Source organism: Mesorhizobium sp. M5C.F.Ca.IN.020.29.1.1 (assembly GCF_003997375.1).
GTDB lineage: Bacteria > Pseudomonadota > Alphaproteobacteria > Rhizobiales > Rhizobiaceae > Mesorhizobium > Mesorhizobium wenxiniae.
This window is the reverse complement of the sequence record NZ_RZSW01000697.1, coordinates 1-2626: the sequence shown is the minus strand read 5'-3', so window position 1 is coordinate 2626 and position 2626 is coordinate 1. Positions and strand designations below refer to the sequence as shown.

Here is a 2626-nt window from a genome sequence, read left to right as displayed (position 1 = left end):
ATCGCCGGCGAATTCCTGCCGGCCGTGCCGCCAGTGCTCTATGGCGGCAGCGTCAATCCGCAAAATGCCGCCGAGTTGATCGGCCAGCCGCATATCGACGGGCTGTTCATCGGCCGCTCCGCTTGGCAGGCGGAAGGCTATATCAACATCCTCCAACGCGCCTCGGCGGCGATCTAGTATCGATGAACAGGAAAGGACAATAAAATGAAAATAGCCATTGGAGCCGACAGCGCGGGCAAGCCGCTGCTCGACGTCATTGCCGCGCATCTCGCCACCAAACCCGGTCTCACCGTCAGCGACCTTAGCCAGGCGGGCTACTATGCCGACCTGTCGCAGAAGCTCGCCCAGACCATCCTCGACGGCGAGAACGATCGCGGCATCCTGTTTTGCGGCACCGGCATCGGCGTTTCCATCTCGGCCAACAAGGTGCCCGGCATTCGCGCAGCACTTACCCACGATACCTACTCCGCCGAGCGCGCTGCGAAATCCAACAATGCCCAGATCATCACCATGGGCGCCCGCGTCATCGGCCCGGAACTGGCCAAGTCGATCGTCGACGCCTGGCTCGCATCGGAGTTCGACGAAAAGGGACCGTCGGCTGGCAATGTCCAGGCCATCGACAGGCTCGACGCGGCGAAGCTGGGCTAACCCAAGCTTTTCCGCATCGCGCCAATGACGGTGACGGCCGACGCGGCGCCGGGGTCCAGGTGCCCTAGCGATCGTTCGCCAAGCCGCGATGAACGACCCTTCGCGGCAATCATGTCCTTGGTCGCCTCGGCGCCCCGTTCGGCTGCTTCAAGGCCGGCTGCTAGGCTTTCGGAGAGTGTCTTGCCGGAGGCATGCGCGACCGCAGCCGCCTCAGCCGCAGGCAGCCAAGCGTCGACCATTGTCTTTTCGCCGATCTTGGCCTTGCCGCGATCCTGGATGCCTTGCGCCATCGCCTGGAACAGGGCGATGACGTCGGCGCTCGCCAGCGTCGCCTTGCCCTTGACGGCGGCCGCACCTCGCATGAAGGCGGTCGCATAAAGCGGGCCCGACGAGGCGCCGACAGCGTTGAGGAACGATTTGGCCGCGGTGTTGAGGAGAGCTGTCGGCTCGGTCGCCGCGAGCTCGAGCGAAGCGAGTGCATCGCGCACCGCCCCGAAACCGAGCCCCATGGCAATGCCATGGTCGGCGTCGCCGATGACGCCGTCGAGCTGGCAGAGCCTGTCCTTGTCGGCTTCGATCGCCACTGCGATTTCATCAAACATTCTTTTCAGATCGGCCGTATCGATGGATGTCATGGATGCTACTTTCAGCCGGCGCGAAACATGGCGCAGTCGCAAGGATGGTCGAGCATCGTCTGCAATTCGGCGTCGAGATGCATCAGCGTCACCGAGGCGCCGGCCATTTCGAGCGAGGTGCAGTAGTTGCCGACCCATGTCGCGTGAATTGACACGCCGATGTCATCCAGCCGACGCTTCACGCGCCGGTTCATGATGTAAAGCTCCATCAGCGGCGTCGAGCCGAGCGAATTGACGAGCACGGCGACCTTGTCGCCATGCGCCGGCGCCATCTCGTCGAGGATCTTGTCCAGCATCTCGTCAGTGATCTCGTCGGCCGTTTTCAGTTTTCCACGCGCGGTGCCCGGCTCGCCATGAATGCCCATGCCGATCTCCATCTCGTCCGGTCCGATCTCGAAATTCGGCCGGCGGGTCTGCGGCAGCGAACAGGGCGACAGTGCCACGCCCATGGTGAAGGTGTGATCGTTGGCCTTCCTGGCGATGCGCTCGCATTCATCGAATGACAGCATCCGGTCGCAGGCTGCACCAGCGGCTTTGAAGATGAAGAAATTGCCGGCGACACCACGCCTTCTGTGTCTCTGGTCTCGCGGCGCCGATGCCACATCGTCAGTGGTCAGCACGGTGCGCGCCTCAATGTCATCCATCGCCGCCATCTCGGCGGCCATGTCGAAATTCATCACGTCGCCGGCATAATTGCCATACATGAACAGCACGCCGGCGCCGCCGCTGGCCGCCTTGGCGCATTCGAGGATCGGGTCGGGCGGCGGCGAGGCGAAGACATTGCCGATCGCGGCCGCGTCGGCCAGCCCCTTGCCGACGAAGCCGAGGAATGTCGGCTCGTGGCCGGAGCCACCGCCGATGACGAGGCCGACCTTGCCCTGGCGAGGTCCATCGCGGGCGATAATCGAGCGTGGGCTGCCCGCCGCGCTTTTGAGATGGCGGGGATGCGCAGCCAGGATGCCTTCCAGCATCTCATCGACAGTGCGGTTGCCGTCGTTGACGATCTTCTTGGTCTGCACCTGCATCCTCCCGAGTTTCGTATTTTCTCAGATAGTACAGCGTGTTACCGGGATTTCTACCCGGCGACGGACATTTCAGCGGCGATACGTTCCCGCGCGGCCAGGATCTGCATGCAGGCATTGGCTGCCTCTTTGCCCTTGAGCTTGAAGTGCTCGAAGAAGAAGCGGTGATGTTCCGCGCCGTCATGATAGTTGTGCGAAAGCAAGACTTTTACCGCCGCGCTGAGAACCTTGACGACGTTCCGACCTGATCGCCCTTGAGGGCAAGGGAGGAGCTGATAACTTGCAGCGTTAAATCGCGATCAGGGGCAAGGCAGGCAGAAC

4 protein-coding genes and 1 pseudogene are annotated in these 2626 nt (G+C 62.7%); 2 read left to right on the top strand and 3 right to left on the bottom strand.

The features are described 5' to 3' along the window. Positions 1 to 177: triose-phosphate isomerase (locus EOA85_RS32260; protein ID WP_206523416.1), on the top strand; the 177-nt coding region annotated here is incomplete at its 5' end. A 27-nt stretch (positions 178 to 204) separates the two neighbouring features. Beyond that, the gene (locus EOA85_RS32255) at positions 205 to 648 is read left to right on the top strand and encodes an RpiB/LacA/LacB family sugar-phosphate isomerase (RefSeq protein ID WP_029355267.1); all 444 of its coding nucleotides are present in this window, start codon (positions 205 to 207) and stop codon (positions 646 to 648) included. Here EOA85_RS32255 and dhaL read toward each other — a convergent pair. The 3 genes and pseudogenes from dhaL to EOA85_RS32240 form a co-directional block, all read right to left on the bottom strand. After that, the gene (dhaL, locus tag EOA85_RS32250) at positions 645 to 1283 is read right to left on the bottom strand and encodes a dihydroxyacetone kinase subunit DhaL (protein WP_127212426.1); all 639 of its coding nucleotides are present in this window, start codon (positions 1281 to 1283) and stop codon (positions 645 to 647) included. The two genes, EOA85_RS32255 and dhaL, sit on opposite strands and share 4 nt — an antisense overlap. Before the next feature lie 11 nt (positions 1284 to 1294). Beyond that, entirely contained in the window at positions 1295 to 2302 is a 1008-nt protein-coding gene (locus EOA85_RS32245) for a dihydroxyacetone kinase subunit DhaK (RefSeq protein WP_065008414.1), read from the bottom strand. Between the two features lie 56 nt (positions 2303 to 2358). Beyond that, positions 2359 to 2538 (bottom strand): annotated as a pseudogene (locus EOA85_RS32240) (hypothetical protein); the annotation flags it as partial. Positions 2539 to 2626: the final 88 nt, after the last annotated feature.

Bases quoted from the DNA above. Each gene is read 5' to 3' on its own strand.
- EOA85_RS32255 (WP_029355267.1), top strand. From the start codon at position 205: ATGAAAATAGCCATTGGAGCCGACAGCGCGGGCAAGCCGCTGCTCGAC.
- dhaL (WP_127212426.1), bottom strand. From the start codon at position 1,283: ATGACATCCATCGATACGGCCGATCTGAAAAGAATGTTTGATGAAATC.